The sequence below is a fragment of the Tepidanaerobacter sp. EBM-38 genome (genome assembly GCA_001896545.1).
Lineage (GTDB): Bacteria > Bacillota > Thermosediminibacteria > Thermosediminibacterales > Tepidanaerobacteraceae > Tepidanaerobacter.
On sequence record MPOT01000058.1, the window covers coordinates 1 to 2,628 of the forward strand.

Genomic DNA, 2,628 nt, shown 5'->3' on the forward strand with positions numbered 1-2,628 from the left:
GAGCTCCTTTAACTTATTTTGAGTTTTTATAAGGGGTACGGGACAAGCCTCTCCTAAACAATCAAGATATACTTCTGCCATTTATATCCTCTCCTTTTTTATACTTTTAAAATTTTATACTTCTCTATAATCCCACCAAAAAGCCAGCCAATATAATCCGAAAAGTACTAGTATCTGCCCGAAGAAGGCTAGGGGCCAACCGAGCACGTCAGGAAGAAATATCGCCGGTGATGAGCGCACTATGTTGTCTTTTACCCAGCCGAAGATATATGCTCCAAATCCTGAGCCAATGACGAAAAACACCAATGCCACCATGTTCATCACATATGCTTCGCCTACCCTCATCAAAGTCCCCGACGCACAGCCGCCGGCGATAACTGCTCCTATCCCAAAGATAATTCCTCCGAGTAGGGTATGGATTCCCACAGGGCTTATGTTGCCGGGAACAGCCTCTCCTGCGCTTACTGCTGCAAATTGTACCGCTGAAAATCCTATCATGGCCACCAATATTGCTATGATAACCGCTCTTAAAAGTGATGTACTGCCTGTTAAAAACGGATCCCTCATAGCTGCAGTAAAGCAAAACCTAGAGCGCTGTAGAATAAACCCAAAAACAATTCCAATCATCCAGCGAAGAGCAACTGAAGTTGCTATAGTAGATAAATACCAGCCAAAAACAATTATTAGTGCAAGCAGTGCGATGCCGTAACCGATCTGATTCTTCTTTTTAGCAGCGGGTTTTGATTTTACCCTCGATTTCAGTGAAACTTCTGATTGTGCCACAAAAACACCTCCTGTAAAGATTGTACTTGTGATTTCCTTCACTATCTCAATTATACTTGCCTTATGAATAGTTGTAAAATTAACTAATTTTATGCTACTATAAGAATAGCTTATATCAGGAAAAGGTGATTACCTATGAATATCGACTTTTTAAAGGCATTTGCCGCCGTAGCCAAAACCGGCTCGCTCACTCAGGCTGCTGAGGAACTTTTTATTACTCAGCCGGCTCTTTCTCAGCAAATAAAGCAATTAGAAAATTATTTCTCGATACAGCTCCTTGAAAGAAGTAATCGAGGTACCAGTTTGACCGAAGCAGGTAAGCTGCTTTACGATTATTCTACCAAGATAGCAGACCTTTTTGACGAACTGGAATCAAAGATGGACAGCCTGCGCGCCTCGGTAGAGGGCAGCCTTACTATTGGAGCTACTTCAGTTGTTGGCGGTTATGCAGTACCGTGTAGTATCTTTATATTTAAAGAGAAATACCCCGAAACAAATTTAAAATTAAAGGTGGGAAATCAAGCACAGGTTATTAATGACTTAAAAGATGAAATAATTGATGTGGCAGTTATTGAGGGCGATCGGGTTTCAGGTCCTTTTGCTATTGAAGAAATAGCCACCGATGATATGACAGTTATAGTACCGAATAAAGAACCCTGGAATAGCAAAAAATATTTGCTGCCGGAGGACTTTGTAAAACAGCCCCTTATAATGAGGGAGCACGGTTCCGGCACTCGGCAGGTTGTGGAAAATTGCCTGCGCTCTGCAGGAATTGATATTTCCTCCCTCAATATCGTCATGGAGCTCAGCAGCGTGGACTCCATCAAAGCTGCTGTGGAAGCAGGTCATGGCATATCCATAATGTCAAGGCTTGCCCTTAAAAAAGAACTGCACAATAAGACCCTTAAGGCTGTTGATATTAAGGGCATCCCATTAAAGCAAAAGATTTACCTTGCCTACAAAACAGAAAAAGCCCAAAGCACTGTGGCAAGGGCATTTATAAAGTTTTTGCACCTTCCGAGCCGCGGATTTTGCTAGGTTTAGGATTTATAGCTTTATCGTTACACGCCATATGCCATTATCAATCTCGCGGGATGTAGCTCGGATTTTTTTCTTTTTCATGTCATTTATTATACTTACGGCTGCACAACTGTGGTCTGTTTCAAGTATAATAACATCTCCCGGTTTAATCTGCTCTAATTTTTCCTGCACCATCATATTAGGCACCGGACACATGAAACCTATTGCATCAATGTAATGTTCTGTCAACTACCTTCACCCCTTTTCAAGCCGTTGCATGACTACTTTTTAAGATATTAAGGTAAATTCAAAACCTTTATATCCTAAAAATACAGGAATACTGTTCCCGTTTATAATATAATATAATAAGAAATGAAGATAGAAAAGAGAGCAATAAACGAGAAAGGGAGAGCGGGAGACCAATGGTCTCCCCTACCATTATATTAACATATTCCCTACCATTATATTTAACATATTCTCGCTTATAAAAAGTGCGTGATTTTTAGGAATAAATCTTATAAACCTTGGTAATACTGTGTTTATTGATAAGTTACACCATTTAGGTTATGTCGGAAAGTAGAATTTTAATTTAAACGTAAATCACTAAAAATTAGGTACTTTACAAAAATAAATTTGATATGAAAATCCATTGATTGCAGGGCTTTGAATAGTTTTTAAAAAGTTGTAACTGTCAAAGACCCATTTGATTGAAGCTATGCTACGATGTGGTATAATAAATAAGGAAAGAATTGCAGTTGAGCCAGAAAAGAGCAGGCCATCTTTTCCGGCCTGCTCTTTTCGCTCAATTGCAATTTTTCCTATTGA

The 2,628-nt window shown here is 39.6% G+C and carries 5 protein-coding genes; 1 reads left to right on the top strand and 4 read right to left on the bottom strand.

Annotation, left to right across the window (positions count from 1 at the left end; all coding sequences use genetic code 11):
* The coding region (locus BUC45_RS11995; RefSeq protein ID WP_353682114.1) for a sulfurtransferase TusA family protein at positions 1 to 81 on the bottom strand (81 nt) is incomplete at its 3' end.
* Between the two features lie 33 nt (positions 82 to 114).
* A complete protein-coding gene (locus tag BUC45_RS07290; protein WP_296971269.1) occupies positions 115 to 783 on the bottom strand; it encodes a YeeE/YedE thiosulfate transporter family protein in 669 nt (222 codons plus the stop codon).
* Between the two features lie 135 nt (positions 784 to 918).
* Between BUC45_RS07290 and BUC45_RS07295 the strand changes: the two genes are divergently transcribed.
* Positions 919 to 1,821 (top strand): selenium metabolism-associated LysR family transcriptional regulator, encoded by a 903-nt coding sequence (locus BUC45_RS07295; RefSeq protein WP_296971270.1) that lies wholly within the window; start codon positions 919 to 921, stop codon positions 1,819 to 1,821.
* Positions 1,822 to 1,830: 9 nt separating this feature from the next.
* Here BUC45_RS07295 and BUC45_RS07300 read toward each other — a convergent pair whose 3' ends face one another.
* On the bottom strand, positions 1,831 to 2,052 hold the full coding sequence (locus BUC45_RS07300; protein WP_296971272.1) for a sulfurtransferase TusA family protein: 222 nt from the start codon (positions 2,050 to 2,052) through the stop codon (positions 1,831 to 1,833).
* A gap of 354 nt (positions 2,053 to 2,406) precedes the next feature.
* Positions 2,407 to 2,628: hypothetical protein (locus BUC45_RS07305; protein ID WP_296971273.1), on the bottom strand; the 222-nt coding region annotated here is incomplete at its 5' end.